Origin of the sequence: Agrococcus sp. Marseille-P2731 (assembly GCF_900117395.1) — a bacterium.
Taxonomy (GTDB): Bacteria; Actinomycetota; Actinomycetes; order Actinomycetales; family Microbacteriaceae; genus Agrococcus.
In genome coordinates, this window is record NZ_FPEG01000003.1 from 958685 (window position 1) to 976197 (window position 17513).

The 17513-nt window shown below is 71.9% G+C and carries 18 protein-coding genes; 10 read left to right on the top strand and 8 right to left on the bottom strand.

Annotation, left to right across the window (positions count from 1 at the left end; all coding sequences use genetic code 11):
- The first annotated feature begins 36 nt into the window (after positions 1 to 36).
- From BQ6202_RS12770 to BQ6202_RS12780, 3 genes are all read left to right on the top strand, one after another.
- The gene (locus BQ6202_RS12770; RefSeq protein WP_143143730.1) at positions 37 to 867 is read left to right on the top strand and encodes a sulfurtransferase; all 831 of its coding nucleotides are present in this window, start codon (positions 37 to 39) and stop codon (positions 865 to 867) included.
- A 75-nt stretch (positions 868 to 942) separates the two neighbouring features.
- Complete coding sequence (locus BQ6202_RS12775) at positions 943 to 1365, top strand: Fur family transcriptional regulator (protein WP_072314774.1); 423 nt, start codon at positions 943 to 945, stop codon at positions 1363 to 1365.
- A 143-nt stretch (positions 1366 to 1508) separates the two neighbouring features.
- A complete protein-coding gene (locus tag BQ6202_RS12780; protein ID WP_072314775.1) occupies positions 1509 to 3014 on the top strand; it encodes a catalase in 1506 nt (501 codons plus the stop codon).
- An 84-nt stretch (positions 3015 to 3098) separates the two neighbouring features.
- Here the strand turns inward: BQ6202_RS12780 and BQ6202_RS12785 are convergent, their stop codons facing one another.
- The 6 genes from BQ6202_RS12785 to BQ6202_RS12810 form a co-directional block, all read right to left on the bottom strand.
- Positions 3099 to 3767 (bottom strand): hypothetical protein, encoded by a 669-nt coding sequence (locus tag BQ6202_RS12785; protein WP_072314776.1) that lies wholly within the window; start codon positions 3765 to 3767, stop codon positions 3099 to 3101.
- A 4-nt stretch (positions 3768 to 3771) separates the two neighbouring features.
- On the bottom strand, positions 3772 to 4332 hold the full coding sequence (locus tag BQ6202_RS12790) for a GAD-like domain-containing protein (protein WP_072314777.1): 561 nt from the start codon (positions 4330 to 4332) through the stop codon (positions 3772 to 3774).
- 22 nt (positions 4333 to 4354) lie between these two features.
- Positions 4355 to 5041, bottom strand: a complete 687-nt coding sequence (locus BQ6202_RS12795; protein WP_072314778.1) for a polymorphic toxin type 15 domain-containing protein — start codon at positions 5039 to 5041, stop codon at positions 4355 to 4357.
- A gap of 3 nt (positions 5042 to 5044) precedes the next feature.
- Complete coding sequence (locus tag BQ6202_RS12800; RefSeq protein ID WP_083587277.1) at positions 5045 to 5764, bottom strand: WXG100-like domain-containing protein; 720 nt, start codon at positions 5762 to 5764, stop codon at positions 5045 to 5047.
- 111 nt (positions 5765 to 5875) lie between these two features.
- Positions 5876 to 7255: an adenylosuccinate lyase gene (gene purB, locus BQ6202_RS12805; RefSeq protein ID WP_072314779.1), complete on the bottom strand. Its 1380-nt coding sequence runs from the start codon at positions 7253 to 7255 to the stop codon at positions 5876 to 5878.
- A 9-nt stretch (positions 7256 to 7264) separates the two neighbouring features.
- Complete coding sequence (locus tag BQ6202_RS12810) at positions 7265 to 7777, bottom strand: low molecular weight protein-tyrosine-phosphatase (protein ID WP_072314780.1); 513 nt, start codon at positions 7775 to 7777, stop codon at positions 7265 to 7267.
- A 207-nt stretch (positions 7778 to 7984) separates the two neighbouring features.
- Between BQ6202_RS12810 and BQ6202_RS12815 the strand changes: the two genes are divergently transcribed.
- Positions 7985 to 8242, top strand: a complete 258-nt coding sequence (locus tag BQ6202_RS12815; RefSeq protein WP_072314781.1) for a hypothetical protein — start codon at positions 7985 to 7987, stop codon at positions 8240 to 8242.
- Between the two features lie 55 nt (positions 8243 to 8297).
- Positions 8298 to 9692 carry a hypothetical protein gene (locus BQ6202_RS12820; protein WP_143143731.1) on the top strand — a complete coding sequence of 465 codons (1395 nt, stop codon included), beginning with the start codon at positions 8298 to 8300 and terminating at the stop codon, positions 9690 to 9692.
- Between the two features lie 9 nt (positions 9693 to 9701).
- Here the strand turns inward: BQ6202_RS12820 and BQ6202_RS12825 are convergent, their stop codons facing one another.
- Complete coding sequence (locus BQ6202_RS12825; RefSeq protein ID WP_072314783.1) at positions 9702 to 10106, bottom strand: phage holin family protein; 405 nt, start codon at positions 10104 to 10106, stop codon at positions 9702 to 9704.
- 101 nt (positions 10107 to 10207) lie between these two features.
- On the opposite strand from BQ6202_RS12825, the gene BQ6202_RS12830 reads away from it, so the two are divergent.
- From BQ6202_RS12830 to BQ6202_RS12845, 4 genes are read left to right on the top strand one after another with little or no spacing between them, the layout of a single operon-like run.
- Positions 10208 to 11266, top strand: coding sequence for a histidinol-phosphate transaminase (locus BQ6202_RS12830; protein ID WP_072314784.1), 1059 nt, complete (start codon positions 10208 to 10210; stop codon positions 11264 to 11266).
- On the top strand, positions 11263 to 12399 hold the full coding sequence (locus BQ6202_RS12835; protein WP_072314785.1) for a thiamine pyrophosphate-dependent enzyme: 1137 nt from the start codon (positions 11263 to 11265) through the stop codon (positions 12397 to 12399). The genes BQ6202_RS12830 and BQ6202_RS12835 overlap by 4 nt, the downstream gene beginning before the upstream one ends.
- Positions 12396 to 13403 (top strand): alpha-ketoacid dehydrogenase subunit beta, encoded by a 1008-nt coding sequence (locus BQ6202_RS12840; protein ID WP_072314786.1) that lies wholly within the window; start codon positions 12396 to 12398, stop codon positions 13401 to 13403. Before BQ6202_RS12835 ends, BQ6202_RS12840 begins: the two co-directional genes overlap by 4 nt.
- 13 nt (positions 13404 to 13416) lie before the next feature.
- A complete protein-coding gene (locus BQ6202_RS12845) occupies positions 13417 to 14703 on the top strand; it encodes a dihydrolipoamide acetyltransferase family protein (protein WP_072314787.1) in 1287 nt (428 codons plus the stop codon).
- Here the strand turns inward: BQ6202_RS12845 and nadE are convergent.
- Positions 14700 to 15542 carry an ammonia-dependent NAD(+) synthetase gene (gene nadE / locus BQ6202_RS12850; protein ID WP_072314788.1) on the bottom strand — a complete coding sequence of 281 codons (843 nt, stop codon included), beginning with the start codon at positions 15540 to 15542 and terminating at the stop codon, positions 14700 to 14702. The genes BQ6202_RS12845 and nadE overlap by 4 nt on opposite strands.
- Positions 15543 to 15605: 63 nt before the next feature.
- Here nadE and nhaA point away from each other — a divergent pair, with 63 nt between their 5' ends.
- Positions 15606 to 17435, top strand: coding sequence for a Na+/H+ antiporter NhaA (nhaA, locus tag BQ6202_RS12855; RefSeq protein ID WP_072314789.1), 1830 nt, complete (start codon positions 15606 to 15608; stop codon positions 17433 to 17435).
- Positions 17436 to 17513: the final 78 nt, after the last annotated feature.

Here is a 17513-nt window from a genome sequence, read left to right on the forward strand (position 1 = left end):
ACTGGGGCACTGCGCATGCTCTGCCACGATGGGCGCATGCGCGATCTCGTCTCCGTCGACTGGCTGGCCGAGCACCTGGGCGAGGATGACCTGGTCGTCGTCGACGCCTCCATGAGCCCGCCCGGCTCCGACGCGCCGCTGCCGACCGAGGGCATCCCTGGCGCCGTGCGCTTCGACCTCGAGGGCGCGATGTCCAGGCACGACGAGTCGGATGGGCTGGGCCCGGTCGGCGTGCACGACATGCCCGCGCCGGCCGACTTCGAGCGCGCGCTGCGCACGCTCGGCCTGCGGGCGGGCGACCGCGTCGTCGCCTACGACGCCGCCGGCCTCTTCTCGAGCGCCCGCGCGTGGTGGATGCTGCGTGCCGCAGGGCTCGACGCAGCCGTGCTCGACGGTGGCCTGCCCGCCTGGGTCGCCGCAGGCCATCCGCGCGCCGAGGTCGGAGCGACCACGGGGCGCCGGGGCGACGTGGCGGTGGTGTGGGACGCGTCGGCGCTGGTCGACGCGGAGGTCACGGCCGCAGCGCTCCAGTCGGGCGACGCAGCGGTGCTCGACGCGCGCTCCGCGGCGCGGTTCTCGGGCGACGAGCCCGACCCGCGCGAGGGCGTGCGCGCCGGCCACATGCCGGGCGCTGTCTCGCTGCCGTTCGCCGAGCTTGCCCCCGGCGGCCGCATGCTGCCGATCGAGCAGCTGCGCGAGCGGCTGGGCCAGGCGGCGGGAGCGCGCCCGATCATCGCGAGCTGCGGCTCGGGCGTGACCGCGTCGGTGCTGGCGCTCGCGGCGACGCTCGTCGGCCGCGAGGCCGCCGTCTACGACGGCTCCTGGTCGGAGTGGGGCCACGAGGCCTCGGGCCGACCCGTCGCCTGAAGCTGCATCGGGCAGCCGCCCCGACACACCTCGCGCGAGATTTGATCCATTCACGATAAGCGCTACGGTGGAGCCATGACCGAGAGCGACACCGAGCTGCTGCGGGGGCGGGGTCTGCGCGTGACGCAGGGCCGGCTCGCGGTGCTCGGCGCGCTCGAGCGGATGCCGCACGCCGATGCCGACGCGGTGCACCGCGCGCTCGCCGGTGCAGGCTCCGACCTCAGCGTGCAGTCGGTGCACAACGTGCTGGGCGACCTCACGGCCGCCGGTGTGCTGCGCCGCTTCGAGCCCGAGCGGCAGGCGGCGCGCTACGAGCGGCGCATCGACGACAACCACCACCACGCGGTCTGCTCGAGCTGCGGCAGGGTCGAGGACGTCGACTGCGTCGTCGGCGCAGCACCGTGCCTGCACGCCGACGCTCCGCCAGGGTTCGCGGTGCGCACCGCCGAGGTGACGTTCGTCGGCGTCTGCGCCGACTGCGTCGAGGCAGCCGCCTGACTGCACCGCACGGCCACCGCACCCGCCCGGGCGACGGAGCCCATCCGCCGCATCGCCCGGCAGCACGCAGCGCGGCGCGCTCGCGCCCTCGTGCGACCACCGACCACCAGAGCCTGACCCACGACCGAGACGGAAGAGGATCCATGACGACACCCACCACGAACAGCGTCGGCACCCCCATCGCGAGCGACGCTCACTCGCAGAGCGTCGGCGCCGAGGGCGCCATCGCGCTCACCGATCACTACCTGGTCGAGAAGCTCGCCCACTTCAACCGCGAGCGCGTGCCCGAGCGCGTGGTGCACGCCAAGGGCGGCGGCGCCTTCGGCACCTTCGTCACGACGCACGACGTCTCGCAGTACACCCGCGCGGCGCTCTTCCAGCAGGGCGCCGAGACCGAGATGCTCGCGCGCTTCTCGACCGTCGCCGGCGAGCAGGGCAGCCCCGACACCTGGCGCGACCCGCGCGGCTTCGCGCTCAAGTTCTACACGAGCGAGGGCAACTACGACCTCGTCGGCAACAACACGCCCGTCTTCTTCATCCGAGACGGGATCAAGTTCCCCGACTTCATCCACTCGCAGAAGCGCCTGCCCGGTAGCCACCTGCGCGACAACGACATGCAGTGGGACTTCTGGACGCTCTCGCCCGAGTCTGCGCACCAGGTCACCTGGCTGATGGGCGACCGCGGGCTGCCGAAGACCTGGCGCAACATGGACGGCTTCGGCTCGCACACCTACCAGTGGATCAACGCCGCGGGTGAGCGCTTCTGGGTGAAGTACCGCTTCAAGACCAACCAGGGCAACGACTTCCTCACGCAGGAGGAGGCCGACCAGCTCGCCGGCAGCGACGCCGACCACCACATCCGGGACCTGTACACCGCGATCGAGCGGGGCGATCACCCCTCGTGGACCCTCTCGGTGCAGGTGATGCCCTACGCGGATGCGAAGAGCTACCGCTTCAACCCCTTCGACCTGACGAAGGTGTGGCCGCACGCCGACTACCCGCTCATCGAGGTCGGTCAGATGACGCTGGACCGCAACCCCGAGAACTACTTCGCCGAGATCGAGCAGGCGGCCTTCAGCCCCGCGCACTTCGTGCCGGGCATCAACGGCAGCCCCGACAAGATGCTGCAGGCGCGCATCTTCAGCTACGCCGACGCGCAGCGCTACCGCGTGGGCGTCAACCACGCGGAGCTGCCCGTCAACGCCGCGAAGACCGAGGTGCGCTCCTACGACAAGGAGGGCTCGATGCGCACGCGCTTCCGCCCCGCGGACCAGCCCGTCTACGCGCCGAACTCCTTCGGCGGGCCGGCGGCGGATGCGGCTGCGGCAGGCGACGACGGCGGCTGGGTGTCGGACGGCGAGCTCGTGCGCGTCGCCCACACCCTCCACCCCGAGGACGACGACTTCGGCCAGCCCGGCACGCTCTACCGCGAGGTGCTGGATGACGAGGAGCGCGCACGCCTGGTGGAGAACATCGTGGGCCACGTCGGCAAGACGCGCGTACCCGCGATCCGCGAGCGAGCCATCCAGTACTGGAAGAACGTCGACGCCGACCTCGGTGCGCGCGTCGAGGCCGGACTGACGCCCATCGACCACCCGCGCACGCGCCTCGCGGGCGACCCGGAGCCCGCGCCCATCGGCACGACGTGATCGCCGGCGAGCCGAGCGCTCGCCCGTCGCGCTGAGCACGAGAGGCCCGCACCTGCACGGTGCGGGCCTCTCGTGCTCGGTGGACTACAGGAGGCCGTGCGCCCGCACGGATCCGTCTGCCTGATCCACCAGCACGCGGATGTCGTCGCCCTGGATGACCGCTGCGATCCCGGCGGGCGCTGCCGCCGCGCGGACGATCGCCGGCCGCAGCAGCTGCACCATCCAGGCGGAGAGCTTCTCCTGCTGCTCCGGATCCCAGGTGCCGGGCTCGTCGGCGTGCGGTTCGATGAACCACCCGGAGTCGCCGGCACCCGGATGCTCGACGCGCGACATCGTGAGGAGCTCGCAGCGCTGCCAACCGGCGACGGCGAGGAAGGTGTCGTCAGAGCGGATGGGCTGTGCGGGCAGTGCGATCGCCCGTGCGACGCGCTCCCAGGCAGCCTCGATGGAGAGCACGGTCGTCAGATCGGTCGTCCGGCGCTCCAGGGGCTCCGCATCGAAGTCGGGGACCTCGAGCACGAGGCCCTGCCCGTCGCGTCGAACGGTCAACGGGCTCCAGGGGCGCTCGATCGTGGCTCCGTCGCGCACCGCATCGGCCTGCTCGGCGAGCTGTGCGAGCAGGGACTCGAGCCGTGGACGCAGCGAAGCCGCCGCACGCCCCCGCACCGCCGCGCCGCCGACCTGCCGGACGACGTCGACGGGCTGCGGCCCGCGGGGCGGGAGGGTGAAGGAGAACTCCTGACGCGCCGTCATGCGGTCAGTGCTCGATGCGGCCCTGGAACTCGACCATCATGCGGATGGCCTCGATCGTCTTGCGCGGCTTCAGGTTCGCGACCTTCTTCTTGCCGCCGAGCGACAGCAGCGGCACGAACACGAAGGACTCGTCGAAGCCGGGCGCGCCGTGCGCCTGCACCGCCTCCGGGAAGAGGCCCCAGTCGAACAGGAACGCGAGGTGCTTCGCACCGCCGGCGCGGACGGGGGTGAAGAACGCCTGCATCGACGAGCCCACGCCCCTGAGCCGCTCCTCGCGGTAGATCAGGGCGATGAGGCCGGAGCCGGGCTCCCAGGTGATGAGGTCGCCGAGGCCGGTGACCATGACGGGGATCGACTCGGTGGAGTCCACCACTCGGCCGATGCAGTCGCCGACGCCGTCCTCGTACTGCTGCGGATCGATGATGCGGATGAAGCCCTCGGCGAAGGTGCCCGTCCCGTACTGCTCCCAGATCTCGACGAGCTCTGCCGGGACCCGGTCGCGATAGCGCGCGATGACCTCTGGGGCGAGGGGGGCGTGCGCGACGAAGTCAGGGATCTCGATCATGGTTCCAACCTAGCGAGGGTCGTCACGGCAGCTGGGTGACGTTCATGAAGACGGTGGACAGGTCGATGCCGGGGTTGCTCTGCACGAAGTCCGCGACCGCGATGTCGATCTGGCGGATGCGCGAGCTCCACTGCCCGCCGATGGACGAGTTGATGCCGCCGGCGCCCAGCCCCGAGATGTCGGTGACGTTGCCGCCGGCGACGCCGTCGAGCCGATGGAGCGCGGCCTGGCTGCTCATCCAGCTGCTCGTCTGGGCCAGGGCATCGTCGTAGTCGACCCCTGCGTCGAGGAGCTCGGTCAGGTGATCGATCTCTGCCTGGTCGCGCGCCGCCTGCTGCGCCGCGCGGGATGCGCTGGGCCTGCCGCCGTCGGCGTAGCGACCGCGGCGCGCGATCCACTCGAGCATCGACATGTCCTGCAGCGTGTCCAGCTGCTCGCGCACCTGGTCGTCGAACTCGCCCTGGTCGTAGCCGCGCCGATTGCGGAAGCCGGGGATGTCGACGTCGAGCTCGGTGCGGCGGTGCGGCGGCACGTCGTGGCGCCGCACGCGGCTCGCGAGCTCGAGGTCCTTGTCCTTGATCGCCTTCGACATCGCGACGATCTTCTTCTTCGCGCGCGTCGACTGCCGCGAGACGCCTCGCGCGATCTGCGGCAGCACCTCCTGCAGCGCGTCGACGGCTTGCTTCGTGATGATCTTGAGCTGCGACATCGACTACTCCGTGAAGATCTGGCAGGAGGAGAGCTGCGTGAGGAAGTCGTCGGCGAGCGCCTCCTGGTCGCTCGCGTTGCTCTCGAGGTCGTTCGCGGCGGTGTCGAGCGCATCGAGGTCGGCGCCGAACTTGTCGACGTCGCCGACCTGGCCCTCGACGATCGGCGAGTCGAGCATCGCCATCACCGCGGGCACCGCCTGGTTGAACAGGGGCTCAATGATCATCGGCAGCAGCTGCTGCGCGAGCTGGTCGATGGCGATGTTCGTCGCGACGTCGAGCAGCTTCTTGCGCAGCGCGATGATGGCGGCGTTCGCCGCGAGGCTCGCGCCGAGCGTGAAGACCGCGCTCGCTGCCGCGGCAGCGATCTGCGCGGCGGTGATGACGAGCTCGGCGATCACCTTGACCTTGAGCGCGAAGACGGCGTCGGCCGCGATGTCGACGCCGCTCGCCGCCGGCTCCAGCACATCGATGAGCTTCTGGATGTTCTGCGACTTGTTGGTGTCCCAGGCGTTGCCGAACGACTGGGCGGCCTGCGCCTTCATCGCGGAGCCGACGTCGTTCTTGATGCGCGAGTCCGCGACCTCGATGGTTCCCTCGACATCGGCGCAGAACGTGCGGATGATGCCCGCAGCCCGGCGCATCTCGTCCTCGTCGAGCGGAGGCCAGTCGTACCCGAGCATGTCGAGCACCCAGACGAGCTCACCCGGCAGGTTCATCGCCATGTCACACCACCCCTATCGAACCGATGTGCTCACGCTAGGGCGATCGCCCGGCCGACGCGATGGGCAGAACTACCCGTCGCGTCGGCGGGGCCGGGTGCAGAGCCGAGCGGCCTACGGCAGGCGGTCGACCAGCGCGCTCGCGACCCCCGTGTAGGCACCCGGCGTGAGGCGGCGCAGGCGCTCCTTCGCCGCATCCGAGATGTCGAGGCCGTCGACGAAGGCGACGAGCTCAGCCTGGCCGACGCGCTGGCCGCGCGTGAGCTCCTTGAGCTGCGCGTAGGGGTCGTCGATCGACGAGCTGCCGGCGAGCACCTCGGCGCGGATCACGGTCTGGATCGCCTCGGCGAGCACCTCCCAGTTGCCCTCCAGCGCGGCGTCGAGCGACGCATCCGACACCGCGATCTCGCTCAGCCCCCGGCGCAGGTTGTCGAGCGCGAGCAGCGAGTGCCCGAGGGCGACGCCGATGTTGCGCTGCGTCGACGAGTCGGTGAGGTCGCGCTGCAGGCGGCTGGTGACGAGCGTCGCCGAGAGCGAGTCGAGCAGGGCAGCGGCGATCTCGAGGTTGGCCTCGGCGTTCTCGAAGCGGATCGGGTTGATCTTGTGCGGCATCGTCGACGAGCCGGTCGCGCCTGCGATCGGGATCTGCGTGAAGGTGCCGAGCATGATGTACGTCCACACGTCGGTCGCCAGGTTGTGCAGGATGCGGCCGGCGTGCGAGATCGCTCCGAAGAGCTCCGCCTGCCAGTCGTGCGACTCGATCTGGGTGGTGAGCGGGTTCCAGGTGAGCCCGAGCGACTCGACGAAGGCGGATGCGGTGGCGGGCCAGTCGGCGCCGGGCTCGGCCACGACGTGGGCCGAGAAGGTGCCGGTGGCGCCCGCGAACTTGCCGAGCACCTCGACCGCATCGATGCGCTTCGCCTGCCGCTCGAGGCGCCAGGCCACGACCGCGAGCTCCTTCCCGAGCGTCGTCGGGGTCGCGGGCTGGCCGTGGGTGAGCGAGAGCATCGGCCGGTCGCGGTGCTCGAGCGCGAGCTCGCGCAGTCGATCGATGACGGCGCGGAACGCCGGCATCCAGACCTCGGCCACCGCGGAGCGGATGGTGAGCGCGTAGGAGAGGTTGTTGATGTCCTCGCTCGTGCAGGCGATGTGCACCGCCTCCGAGAGGCGCGAGAGGCCCTGCTGCTCGAGCTGGTCGCGCACGAGGTACTCGACGGCCTTCACGTCGTGGCGGGTGACCGCCTCCTTCTCGGCCAGCCAGTCGATCTGCTCCTCGCCGAACGCCGCAGCCCACTGCCGGAGCGCATCCGCGTCATGTGCCTCGACCGGGGTGGCGCCGAAGAGCCCGTGCTCGGCGACCCAGAGCAGCCACTCGACCTCGACGTGCACGCGGGCGCGGTTGAGCCCCGCCTCGGAGAGGTGCTCGGCGAGCGCCGAGGTCTGCCGCTGGTAGCGGCCGTCGAGGGGTGAGAGCGGCTGGATGGGGAGGGGCATGGGGCTCCTTCAGGGACGCATGGCTGGCTGGATCTGTCGGAACAGCCTGCTGACGGCGGTCTCGATCTGGTGGAGGACGGTGCCGAAGAAGGCGTCCTCCGAGTAGTAGGGGTCCGGCACGTCGAAGCCGGCCGCCTCGGGGTCGAACGAGAGCAGCAGGCGGATCTTCGACTCCTGCTCGTCGCTGCGGGCGAGCGAGCGCAGAGCGCGCTCCTGACCGCGGTCGAAGGCGATCACGAGGTCGAAGGAGTCGAGCCACTTCGCCTTGAACTGCTTCGCGCGGTGCGCGACGGCGTCGTAGCCCGCGTCGGTGAGCGCGACGAGGGTGCGGGGGTCGGCCGTCTCGCCCACGTGGTACTCGCTGATGCCCGCGCTCGCGACCAGCAGGCGCTCGGCGACGCCGTGCTTCTTGGCGAGGTGCTCGAAGACGGTCGCGGCCATGGGGGATCGGCAGATGTTGCCGGTGCACACGAAGCAGACGCGGAAGCGCGTCGCGTCGGCGAACTCCCGGTCGATGGTCACGGCTCCATTCTGGCGCACGCGCTCGCCCGCAGGTCGAGGAGCGCGCGGCCCCAGGCCGCTCGCGTCACGAGACCCAGCCCTCCACACCCCCACTTCCCGCTACCCGCGGCAGACCTCGGCGCTCGCCGAGCACCTCTCCGAGGCGGGGCTCAACCGCGCCCGCGGGCCGTGCCATCGTGCGACCCGGCGTCGAGACGAGGTGGCGAGATGACGATGACGGATGCGGTGGCCGCGGCCGCGAGGGCGAGCGCGGCAGCCGAGGCCCACGTGGCGATCGCGGCGGTGGAGCGCGCGGCTCGTGCGCTCGGTGACGCGGGGTCGCTCGCGGTGCTGCGGGGTCAGGAGGCGTGGCTCGGCCCCGCACGCGACGCGTTCGACGCTCGCGGGATGGCGCTGCGGGCGCAGCTGCTCGACGAGTCGACCGCGCTGCAGCTGCTCGCGTCGTCGATCCGGGGCGCGCTGTGACCGGGCGGGCCTCGTGAGCGCGGGCGGTCAGCAGCTGCGGGCCTGGGATCCATCGGTGACGGGCATGGCGTGCGCGCAGCTGCGCGAGGCGGAGGGCCGCGCGCAGGATGCGCTGCACGCGCTGCGCGCCGCTCCCGACCTGGTGGTGCAGGCCGCTCCCGGCGTCGATGCCGCCATGCTGCGCATGTGCGGTGCGGCGATCGGCGAGCGCGCGGTCGAGGCGCAGCGGCTCGTCGACGAGCTCGGCCGGCTGCACGACGACACCGCGCTTGCCGGTCGCTGCTACGAGTGGGCGTCGGATGCCGTGCGGCACATCATCGAGGAGACCGCCGGCAGCGTCGCCTACGCGCTCGGCACTGCCGCGCGCACGGCGCTGCTCGCCGCGGCACCGTGGGCGGTGGCGCTCGGGCTCGTGGCGGTGCCGCTCGCCGCCCGGCTGCTCCTGCTGCACCCGGCGCTGCTCGCTCGCGTGACGGAGGACGGCGCGCGGATCGGCACGGACGTGCAGCGCTTCCTCGACGACACCTCTCGCTTCTGGGAGCGGGCGGGGGAGGCGCTGATGGCGAACCAGGTCTTCACCGCTGCGCTCGCGCTCGCTGTCGAGTCGACCGACGAGGCGCTCGCGGGTCTGCTCGGCATCCCGGCGCCGATGGCAGCGCAGCTGGAGGCGCGGGTCGGCGATGATGAGGTGTTCGGGCTGATCGCGCTCGCGGCAGCGGGCGGTGCCGGTCTCGCGACGGGCGGCGGCCGCGTGGAGCCTGCCTTCCGTCGACCGGTCCCGGTGCCCGATGCGCCGGTGACCGATCCGGCCGAGGCGATGCGCATCATCATTGAGCAGGAGGACCAGGTGACCATCCACGAGCACCGCATGCCCGACGGCTCTCGTCGCTTCCAGGTCTTCGTGCGCGGCACCGAGTCGATCGGCCCGGATGCGACGACGGGCCTCGACATGCGCGCGAACCTCGAGAACGCGGGCGACGACGGGTCGCGGCTGCACGGCTCGAGCGCCGCGGTCGCACAGGCGATGCGCGACGTCGGCGTCGAGCCAGGGGACGCGGTCGACCTCTTCGGCTTCTCGCAGGGCGCCGGCGCGGCGGCGAACGTCGCCGCGTCAGGCGAGTTCGACGTGCAGACCGCGCTGCTCGTTGGCGGCCCGGTCGACGCCGCCGGCATCCCGCCGCACGTCGCCGTCTTCAGCGTCGCGCACCACGGCGACGTCGTGCCGGCGCTCGACGGCTGGGGCGACCAGAGCGTGCACGCGACGACGATGGTGCGAAGTGCGGAGGCGCACGGCTCCGGCCCGCTCGCGCGCCACTCCGGGCTGGAGTACGTCGACACGCTCGACGCGCTCGACGACTTCGCCTACGACGCCTATCAGGAGCGTCTCGCAGGAGGTGCCGTCGGCGGCATTGGGGTGGCAGGAGTCAGCGTGCACCTGCGAAGGCGGTGACGTAGCGCCTCAGCGCTCGCGCGGACGCTCCTTGCCGAAGATCGGGCGCGTGACGATCGTGATGAGCCAGGTCAGGAAGGCGATGCAGACGGCGGCCAGCATGCCCCACCAGAAGCCGTCGACCTGCAGGCCGTAGCCCACGGCCTCCGAGATCCAGTGGACGATCATCAGCAGGAACGCGTTCACGAACAGCGACACCAGCCCGAGCGTCAGGATGTAGAGCGGGAAGGCGACGATGCGGATCACGTTGCCGATCGTCGCGTTCACGATCGCGAACACGAGCGCGACGCCGAGCGTCGTCAGCGCGACCTGCCACCCCTCCTCGCCGAAGGGCACGATGTGGATGCCGCCCACGAACAAGGTGACGAGCCAGATCGCGACAGCGGTGAAGATCACTCGGAGCAGGAAGCGCATACGGGGATTGTCGCACCATCTCCTCGGCGCACACCTCGGCGCACACCTCGGCGCGCACCCATATCCCTGCGGCGGCCGCCCGCTCGCAATAGCCTGAGGAGGTGACTGTGCGACTTCGACCCGAGATCGCGGCGGTACCGCCGTACCAGCAGGGGCGGCCAGCGCCGCAGGGGGGCTTCAAGCTCTCCAGCAACGAGAACCCCTTCCCGCCGCTGCCCGCGGTGGTCGCGGCGGTGCAGCGGGAGGCCGAGCGCGTCAACCGCTATCCCCGGCCCGGTGGCCCCGAGCTGAAGGCGGCGCTCGCGAGCGAGCTGGGCGTCGACGCCGAGCGCATCCTGATCGGCGACGGCTCCGCCGCGCTCATCCAGCAGCTCATCCACGCCGTCGCCGGCCCCGGCGACGAGGTCGTCTATGCCTGGCGCTCGTTCGACGCCTACCCGCTGTTTGTGCGGATGGGCGGCGCGTCAGCGATCGAGGTGCCGGTCGACGCCGACCACGCGCACGACCTCGACGCGATGGCCGACGCGATCACCGAGCGCACCCGTGCGGTCATCGTCTGCAGCCCGAACAACCCCACCGGCACGATCGTCGATCGCGAGGCGCTCGACGCCTTCATCGCGAAGGTCCCCGCGGACGTCCTGATCATGCTCGACGAGGCCTACATCGAGTTCGTGCGCGTGCCGACCGTCGACGGGATCGCCTTGCAGCGCGCGCACGACAACGTCGTCGTGCTGCGCACCTTCTCCAAGGCGCACGGCCTCGCGGGCCTCCGGGTCGGCTTCGCGGTCGGCGACCCCGCGGTGCTGCGCGGCGCCGACATGGCGGGCGTGCCGCTCTCGCAGACGGCGCTCGGCTCGGCCGCCGCGCTCGCCGCGCTCGAGCACGCCGGCGAGACCTACTCCCGCATCGAGCGGCTCGCCGAGCAGCGCGACGCGCTCTGGCAGCGCCTCGTCGACGCGGGCGTGCGCGTGCCCCGCCCGCACGGCAACTTCTTCTGGGTGCCCGCGAAGCCCGGCCAGGAGGAGCAGGTGCACGACATCCTCGAGGCGAACCGCATCGTCGCGAAGGTCTTCCCCGGCGGCGCCCGCATCTCGGTGGGCGAGCCGGAGGCCGACGAGCACATCCTCGCCGCCGCCGTCGCGATCCAGGCGCTGCAGTGACCGCTGCCGACGCGACCCGGGCGCCGCAGGCAGCCGAGCCCATCCGCCTGCTCGACGCCGAGGGAGTGCTCGTCGAGAGCGCCGCCACCGAGCAGTGGCAGGCGATCGCAGCGCAGCTGAGCACCGAGGACCGGTTGGCGATGCACGGTGAGATGGTGCGCACGCGCCGCTTCGACATCGAGGCCGGCCACCTGCAGCGGCAGGGCAAGCTCGGCCTCTGGGTGCCCTCGATCGGTCAGGAGGGCGCGCAGGTCGGCGCCGCCTGGGCGGCCCGCGAGCAGGACACGATCTTCCCCTCCTACCGCGAGCACCTCATCGCGCTGCACCGCGGCGTCACGATGCACGAGATCATCGACATCTTCCGCGGCGCGCGCCACGGCGGCTGGGACCCGCTCGAGACGCGCGGCATGCGCATCTACTCCCTCGTGATCGCCACGCACGCCCTGCACGCGACGGGCTACGCCATGGGCGTGCGGCTCGACGGCGCGTGCGGCACGGGCGAGGCCGAGCGCGACGAGGCGGTCATCGCGTTCTACGGCGACGGCGCTGCGAGCCAGGGCGACGCGAGCGAAGGGCTCGTCTTCGCCGCGAGCTACGAGGCGCCGATCGTCTTCTTCGTGCAGAACAACAAGTGGGCGATCTCGGTGCCCTCCACCCGCCAGAGCCGCTTCCCGCTGCACGAGCGCGCTCGTGGCTTCGGGCTCGACGCCGCCTGGGTCGACGGCAACGACCCGCTCGCCTCCTTCGCGGTGACGCGGCGGATGCTCGACGCGGCACGGCAGGGCACGCCCGGCTACATCGAGGCGGACACCTATCGGATGGGTGCGCACACCACGAGCGACGACCCCACCCGCTACCGCACGAGCGACGAGGAGGAGTCGTGGCGGCGTCGCGACCCCATCGCCAGGCTCGCCACGCACCTGCGCTCGCTCGGCGTCGCCGACGCCGCGCTCGCGGAGCAGGAGCAGGAGGCGGCCGACCTGGCCGCCGACATGCGCCGCCAGGCGCTGGCTGCCGGCACCGCGATGAGCGACGACATCTTCGACCACGTCTACGCCGAGCCGCATCCGCTCATGACCGAGCAGAAGCGCGCACTGGCCGAGTTCGAGTCGAGCTTCGGAGGCGACGCATGACCGAGCCTGCTGCTCCCACCACCATGCCGATCGCGAAGGCGCTGAACTCGGGCCTGCGCGCCGCCATGCGCGAGGACGACCGGGTGCTCCTGATGGGCGAGGACATCGGCCCGCTCGGCGGCGTCTTCCGCATCACCGACGGCCTGCACGCCGAGTTCGGCGGCGACCGGGTGCTCGACACGCCACTCGCCGAGTCGGGGATCATCGGCACCGCGATCGGGCTCGCGATGCGCGGCTACCGGCCCGTGATCGAGATCCAGTTCGACGGCTTCGTCTACCCGGGCTTCGACCAGATCGTCTCGCAGCTGGCGAAGATGACCGCGCGCCACCGCGGCGCCGTGCGGATGCCGGTCGTGATCCGCATCCCCTACGGCGGCCACATCGGCGCCGTCGAGCACCACCAGGAGAGCCCGGAGGCCTACTTCGCGCACACGGCCGGCCTGCGGGTCGTGAGCCCCGCGACCGCCAACGACGCGCACTGGATGCTGCGGCAGGCGATCGCGAGCGACGACCCCGTCGTCTTCCTGGAGCCGAAGTCGAAGTACTGGTCGAAGGGCGAGGTGCTCGCCTCGCCCGCCGCGGGCCTCGACGGCGTGACGGGCATGCACCGCGCCGTCATCGCGCATCCGGGCACCGACGTGACCCTGATCGGCCACGGCGCGATGGTGCACGTCCTGCTGCAGGCGGCGCAGATCGCCGAGCGCGAGGGCACCTCGTGCGAGGTCGTCGACCTGCGCTCGCTCTCGCCCATCGACTGGGAGACGCTCGTAGGCTCCGCGCGCCGCACGGGCCGCGTGGTCGTCGCCCAGGAGGCGCCGGGCCACGTCTCGGTCGGCAGCGAGATCGCCGCCACGATCGCCGAGCGCGCGTTCTACTCGCTCGAGGCGCCGGTGCTGCGGGTGTCGGGCTTCGACACCCCGTTCCCGCCGGCGCAGCTCGAGGACATCTACCTGCCAGACGCCGACCGCGTGCTCGACGCGGTCGATCGCGCCATGGCCTACTGACGGAAGGCGCACCATGCAGGAGTTCCGACTGCCCGATCCGGGCGAGGGCCTGACCGAGGCCGAGATCGTCACCTGGCGGGTGAAGCCCGGTGACACCGTCCACGTCAACGACGTGCTGCTCGAGGTCGAGACGGCGAAGTCGCTCGTCGAGCTGCCGAGCCCCTTCGAGGGCACCGTCGAGGCGCTGCTCGTCGACGAGGGCCAGACCGTCGAGGTCGGCTCCCCGATCATCAGGGTGTCGGGGGGCGACGCGGATGCGGTGGAGACCACCCAGGACACCGCCGACACCGTCGAGAAGGACGAGGACGGCGGGGCCGTGCTCGTCGGCTACGGCGTGCGCGGCGGCGCGGAGACCCGCAGGCGCAAGCCCCACACGGTGCGCTCGGTGCCCGCGCCCACGCAGCCCGTGCGGCCCGCCTCGGTGCCCGCGGCATCCGCCTCGCCCGTGATCGCGAAGCCGCCGACGCGCAAGCTCGCGAAGGACCTCGGCGTCGACCTCGCCGCCGTGGCGGGCTCGGGCCTCGCGGGCGAGGTGACGCGCGACGACGTGGTGCAGGCGGCGCAGCAGGCGACCGTGTTCCGCAACCTGCAGGCGCCCGAGTGGTCCGGTGGCCGCGAGGAGCGGATCCCGGTCAAGGGCGTGCGGAAGGTGATAGCGCAGGGCATGGTCGACTCGGCGTTCACAGCGCCGCACGTGTCGGTCTTCACCGACGTGGATGCGACGCGCACGATGGAGTTCGTGCAGCGGCTGAAGGCGTCGACCGACTTCGCGGGCGTGAAGATCTCGCCGCTGCTGATCATGGCCAAGGCGATCCTGTGGGCGATCCGCCGCTCGCCGCAGGTCAACTCGACCTTCACCGGCGACGAGCTCGTCGTGCACCACTACGTCAACCTCGGCATCGCGGCGGCGACGCCGCGCGGCCTGCTGGTGCCGAACGTCAAGGACGCGCAGGACTTGTCGCTGCTCGAGCTCGCGACGGCGCTGCAGCAGCTGACGGCGACCGCCCGCGAGGGGCGCACGCAGCCGGCCGACATGCAGCACGGCACGTTCACGATCACCAACATCGGCGTCTTCGGCATGGACACCGGCACGCCGATCCTGAACCCGGGCGAGACCGGGATCATCGCGCTCGGCACCATCCGGCAGAAGCCGTGGGTCGTCGACGGCGAGGTGCGGCCGCGCTGGGTGACCACGGTGGGCGGCTCGTTCGACCACCGCGCGATCGACGGCGACGTGATCAGCCGCTTCGTCGCCGACGTCGCGGCGATCCTGGAGGAGCCCGCGCTGCTGCTCGACTAGCTGCGCTCGCCCTGCCACCAGGCGTCGTCGGGGCCGACCGGCATGCGGCGCTTGTGCTCGGTGGCGTCGTAGCGGGCGATGATCTGGTCGGCGACGCCATCCTCGACCCGCTCTCCGCGGAGGAATGCGTCGATCTGCTCGTACTGCAGGCCGAGCTCCGCCTCGTCGGTCTGGCCGGGCCTGTCATCGAGCAGGTCGGCGGTGGGCACCTTCTGCCACAGCCGCTCGGGTGCGCCGAGCTCGCGCAGCAGCTGCTTGCCCTGGCCCTTGGTGAGGCCGGCGAGCGGCAGCACGTCGGCCCCGCCATCGCCGTGCTTCGTGTAGAAGCCGGTGACCGCTTCGGCGGCGTGGTCGGTGCCGAGCACGAGCAGGCCCAGCTGGCCTCCGACCGCATACTGCGCGATCATGCGCGCACGGGCCTTCACGTTGCCCTTGTGGTAGTCGCTGACCGGGCCGATCGCCGCCTCGACGGAGGCCTCGAGCGCATCGACGCCGGGCTTCACGTCCACCGTGACCTCGCGGTCGGCCGCGATGAAGTCGAGCGCGAGCTGCGCGTCCTCCTCGTCGTGCTGCACGCCGTAGGGCAGGCGCACGCCGACGAAGGTCGCTTCGCCGCCGCTCTCTCGCACCCGCTCGACCGCGAGCTGCGCGAGGCGCCCGGCGAGCGTGGAGTCCTGCCCGCCCGAGATGCCGAGCACGAAGCCGCCCGCCCCCGTCGAGCGCAGGTAGTCGACGAGGAAGCCGATGCGGCGCTCGAGCTCCGCGGGGGGATCGATGCTCGGCTGCGAGCCGAGGGCCGTGGTGATCGCGGACTGCCGAATGTCGTTGCTGGTCGCCATGGAGCGAGCCTACGCGCGCTCTCTGACGATCGCTCGGCTGGTTAGGGTGAGCGCGGAGGCACCATGCGGGATGCGACGACGAGAGCGCGCTGGCTCGACCGACTGCGGTCCGAGAGCGGCGGCGCGATCATGCTGATCACGGTGACGGCGGTCGCGCTGCTGCTGGCGAACTCGCCGCTCTCGCACCCGATCGCCCAGTTCTGGGAGACCCCGGTGGCGATCGCGTTCGGCGACGAGCAGCTCGAGCTGAGCCTGCACCACTGGGTGAACGACGGGCTGATGGTGGTCTTCTTCCTGCTCATCGGCCTCGAGGTGCGGCAGGAGCTCGCCGTCGGGTCGCTGCGCGATCGCTCGCGGGCGCTCGCGCCGCTCGTGGCGGGCGCTGCCGGGGTGGCCCTCCCTGCGCTGCTGTTCCTCGTCGTCGCCGGCCGCGACGCCCCGCAGGCCTGGGGCGCGGTCGTCGGCACCGACACCGCGTTCCTGCTCGGCACGCTCGCGCTCGTCGGGCCGCGGATGTCGAACCAGCTGCGCATCTTCCTGCTGACGCTCACCGTGGTCGATGACTTCCTCGCGGTGCTGATCGTCGGGGTCGTCTACTCCGACGAGGTCCGGGTGTGGCCGCTCGTGGTCGCCGCCCTGTGCCTCGGCCTGCTGTGGCTGCTGGGCAGGCTGCGCGAGTGGCGCACGGCGCCCTACGTCCTCGTGATCGTGGTGCTGTGGCTCGCGACGCTGCTCTCGGGCATCCACCCGTCGATCGCCGGCATGGCCGCCGGCCTCCTGATCCCCGCTTTCGCGCCGGAGCGGCAGGGCGTCATGCGCGCGAAGCACCTGTTCGTCTCCTACTGGCAGTCGCCGGAGGCCTCGATGGCGCGGGACGCCCAGCGCGGCCTGGCGCGCTCGATCGCGGTCAGCGAGCGCTTCTCGAACGCGCTGCGGACTCCGGTCTCCCTCGTGATCGTGCCCGTGTTCGCGCTCGCGAACGCCGGCATCGACCTGCGCGGCGATGCGATCCCCGAGGCGCTCGGCTCCACCGTCATGTGGGGCATCGTGCTCGGGCTCGTGGTCGGCAAGCTCGTCGGCATCGCCGGCGGCACCTGGCTCATCGTGCGGTTCGGCCTCGGTCGCCTGCCCGACGGGGTCGGCTTCGGCAGCGTGATGGGCGGTGCTGCGCTCTCGGGCATCGGCTTCACGATGTCGCTGCTGATCGTCGGCCTCGCCTTCGACTCGGCAGAGGAGCGCCGCCCGGCGGTCGTCGGCGTGCTGCTGGCGATGGTGCTCTCCGCGCTGCTGGGCTGGCTGATCTTCCGCGTCGCCAGGCGCCGGTTCGGCGAGACCGCCGCCGACCTGCCGCTGACGCTCACGCCCGCGGTGCACGAGCGCGACCACGCGCGCGGGCCGGCGGATGCGCGGCACACGGTCGTCGAGTACCTCGACTTCGAGTGCCCCTTCTGCGCCGAGGCGACGGGCATGTGGCGCCAGGTGCAGCAGCGCTTCGGGGACCGCGTGCGCTACGTGGTGCGGCACCTGCCGCTCACGGACGTGCACCCCGCTGCCTGGCGAGCGGCGGTCGCGGCGGAGGCGGCGGGGCGCCAGGACCGGTTCTGGGAGATGCACGACGTGCTCTTCGCCAATCAGGCGACGCTCGAGCCGGGTGACCTCGAGCGCTTCGCCAGCGAGCTCGGGCTCGACCTCGAGCGCTTCGCCGAGGACTGCGATGACGAGCAGGTGCACGCGCGCGTGCGACGGCACGCCCAGAGCGCCCACGACAGCGGAGCGCGCGGCACGCCGACCTTCTTCATCGACGGGATGCGCCACCGCGGCCCGCACGATGCGCGCACGCTCATCGCCGCGATCGAGGCGATCGGCGCGCAGCCGCGCGCGATCGGCGCCTGAGCGGCGTCAGCGCTCCGGCTGCTGCGCGCACGGACTGCAGTGCGACATTGACAATCGTTCTCAGCACCGCGTAGCGTG

What these genes read in the sequence shown, in the direction of transcription:
- BQ6202_RS12770 (WP_143143730.1), top strand. Translation starts at nt 37, where the DNA reads ATGCGCGATCTCGTCTCCGTCGACTGGCTGGCCGAGCACCTGGGCGAG.
- BQ6202_RS12775 (WP_072314774.1), top strand. Translation starts at nt 943, where the DNA reads ATGACCGAGAGCGACACCGAGCTGCTGCGGGGGCGGGGTCTGCGCGTG.
- BQ6202_RS12780 (WP_072314775.1), top strand. Translation starts at nt 1,509, where the DNA reads ATGACGACACCCACCACGAACAGCGTCGGCACCCCCATCGCGAGCGAC.
- BQ6202_RS12785 (WP_072314776.1), bottom strand. Translation starts at nt 3,767, where the DNA reads ATGACGGCGCGTCAGGAGTTCTCCTTCACCCTCCCGCCCCGCGGGCCG.
- BQ6202_RS12790 (WP_072314777.1), bottom strand. Translation starts at nt 4,332, where the DNA reads ATGATCGAGATCCCTGACTTCGTCGCGCACGCCCCCCTCGCCCCAGAG.
- BQ6202_RS12795 (WP_072314778.1), bottom strand. Translation starts at nt 5,041, where the DNA reads ATGTCGCAGCTCAAGATCATCACGAAGCAAGCCGTCGACGCGCTGCAG.
- BQ6202_RS12800 (WP_083587277.1), bottom strand. Translation starts at nt 5,764, where the DNA reads ATGGCGATGAACCTGCCGGGTGAGCTCGTCTGGGTGCTCGACATGCTC.
- purB (WP_072314779.1), bottom strand. Translation starts at nt 7,255, where the DNA reads ATGCCCCTCCCCATCCAGCCGCTCTCACCCCTCGACGGCCGCTACCAG.
- BQ6202_RS12815 (WP_072314781.1), top strand. Translation starts at nt 7,985, where the DNA reads ATGACGATGACGGATGCGGTGGCCGCGGCCGCGAGGGCGAGCGCGGCA.
- BQ6202_RS12825 (WP_072314783.1), bottom strand. Translation starts at nt 10,106, where the DNA reads ATGCGCTTCCTGCTCCGAGTGATCTTCACCGCTGTCGCGATCTGGCTC.
- BQ6202_RS12840 (WP_072314786.1), top strand. Translation starts at nt 12,396, where the DNA reads ATGACCGAGCCTGCTGCTCCCACCACCATGCCGATCGCGAAGGCGCTG.
- BQ6202_RS12845 (WP_072314787.1), top strand. Translation starts at nt 13,417, where the DNA reads ATGCAGGAGTTCCGACTGCCCGATCCGGGCGAGGGCCTGACCGAGGCC.
- nadE (WP_072314788.1), bottom strand. Translation starts at nt 15,542, where the DNA reads ATGGCGACCAGCAACGACATTCGGCAGTCCGCGATCACCACGGCCCTC.
- nhaA (WP_072314789.1), top strand. Translation starts at nt 15,606, where the DNA reads ATGCGGGATGCGACGACGAGAGCGCGCTGGCTCGACCGACTGCGGTCC.